Below are 1,459 nucleotides of genomic sequence, written 5' to 3' on the forward strand. Positions count from 1 at the left end.
GTCGGCGAAGAGGATCTCGTCCGCGGCGTCGGCGGCGATGTTGAAGGCGCGGGCCCACATCGCGCAGGCGTCGACGAACTCGCGCGTCATCTCCCGGGAATAGGAGATGTACATCACGTCCATGCCCCCCGCGGCCTTCTCGCGCGCGGCGCGCAGCACGGCGTAGGCGGCGAGGCCCCAGGTGAGGCCGATGCGGCGGCTCTTCTCGACCACCAGGACGTCGGTTCCCTTGCGCTCCAGCAACGCGACGGCCCGGGCCTGGTAGGGCAGCAAGATGCCATCGACGCCGGTGTCGTCGACCATCGTCGGGACGGTGTCGATCGAGGCGCCCCGCTGGCGTTCCCACTCTTCCTGCGAGATCGGCGCGGTCATCGGCGTTGCCCCCACGCGGGAATCGGGCGATGTTCATTCAGGCGCCCGGTCGGGCGGTCCCCAGCCCTCCCCGGGCCATCAGACCGCAGGCCCTCACCTTTCGGCCGGGCGTCACCCCCCACCCAGCCAACATGTCGCCCGGAGGCGCCGACCTCCTCGATCCGCCAGCCTCCGCGAGCGAGCGAGCGCCAGATCTGGGCGCGCAGCTCCTCGTTGATCCAGGCGTCGCCGGCGGCGCGGCGCACGGCCTCGATACGGGCTTCCTCCAGCGAGGCGCAGGAAGCGCCGTGCCAGGGGCGAGGGCCGGGGGAGACGGGGCGGAACAGGGTCATCGCTCAGACCTCCTTCCAGACGCCGTCGCGCAGCCAGCCATGCCAGTGACCGACATGGTTGATCGAGGGCTCCAGCGTCGGAGCGGAAGTCGAGCCGTTCCACTTCCAGCTCGCGCGCCGGCCCATCGGCTTGTGGCCGTGACCGACGAGGAGCCACCCCTCCGCCCCGCACCCGCAGGGACAGATGTATGCGAACTCGTACTCGCCCGCCCTCTCGCCGGGGATCAGTCGGAAGGAACCGGGGCGGCCCTCGCCTTCGAAGTCGCCTTCGTCCGGGATGTGCCGCGCCCTGGTCACGTCGCCACCGCGAGGATCTTGGCCTTGATCGACTCGACGATCTCGGAGGTGAGGCCCTTCTGCTTGGCGACCGCCTCCAGCGCGCCGTCGACCTTGCCGGCGAACTCCTTCTCGAGCTTGGCCCGGCGCTGGGAGCTGACGCCCTGCGCCTGCACGGCTGACTTCAGCGCGGCGGCGAGCATCATGGCGTCCTTCGGCGCCATGCGGCCGTCCGCGTCGCCCATCAGCTCGAAGACGAGGGTCTTGATCGCCTCGCCCGCCATGATGGTGAGGTCGTCTGCGTCCTTGGCGTTGTAGCGGTCGGCGAGCGCCGAGACGATTTCCCGGGTCCGCTCCTGGCGACGGATGCGCTGCGCGAGATCAGTCGAGTAGCGGTTGAAGCCCTTGTAGCTCGGGATCTCGATCTGCAGCTCGCCGTGATGCTCGGCGTCCAGCGCCTCCAGCTTCGAGACGAACTC

At 70.0% G+C, this 1,459-nt stretch carries 3 protein-coding genes and 1 pseudogene; all 4 read right to left on the minus strand.

Going from position 1 to position 1,459, the window contains the following annotated elements; genetic code table 11:
- Positions 1 to 372: pseudogene (locus BM064_RS26635) on the minus strand (hypothetical protein); the annotation flags it as partial.
- Complete coding sequence (locus BM064_RS27270) at positions 369 to 704, minus strand: hypothetical protein (RefSeq protein ID WP_143103490.1); 336 nt, start codon at positions 702 to 704, stop codon at positions 369 to 371. The gene BM064_RS27270 and the pseudogene BM064_RS26635, both read right to left, overlap by 4 nt.
- 3 nt (positions 705 to 707) lie before the next feature.
- A complete protein-coding gene (locus BM064_RS28255) occupies positions 708 to 1,001 on the minus strand; it encodes a ubiquitination-like system serine protease family protein (RefSeq protein ID WP_092866641.1) in 294 nt (97 codons plus the stop codon).
- A partial coding sequence (locus BM064_RS26645) for a phage protein Gp27 family protein (protein WP_092866644.1) occupies positions 998 to 1,459 on the minus strand: 462 nt, incomplete at its 5' end. The genes BM064_RS28255 and BM064_RS26645, both read right to left, overlap by 4 nt.

This window comes from Albimonas pacifica, assembly GCF_900113695.1.
GTDB lineage: Bacteria > Pseudomonadota > Alphaproteobacteria > Rhodobacterales > Rhodobacteraceae > Albimonas > Albimonas pacifica.

What these genes read in the sequence shown, in the direction of transcription:
- BM064_RS27270 (WP_143103490.1), bottom strand. Translation starts at nt 704, where the DNA reads ATGACCCTGTTCCGCCCCGTCTCCCCCGGCCCTCGCCCCTGGCACGGC.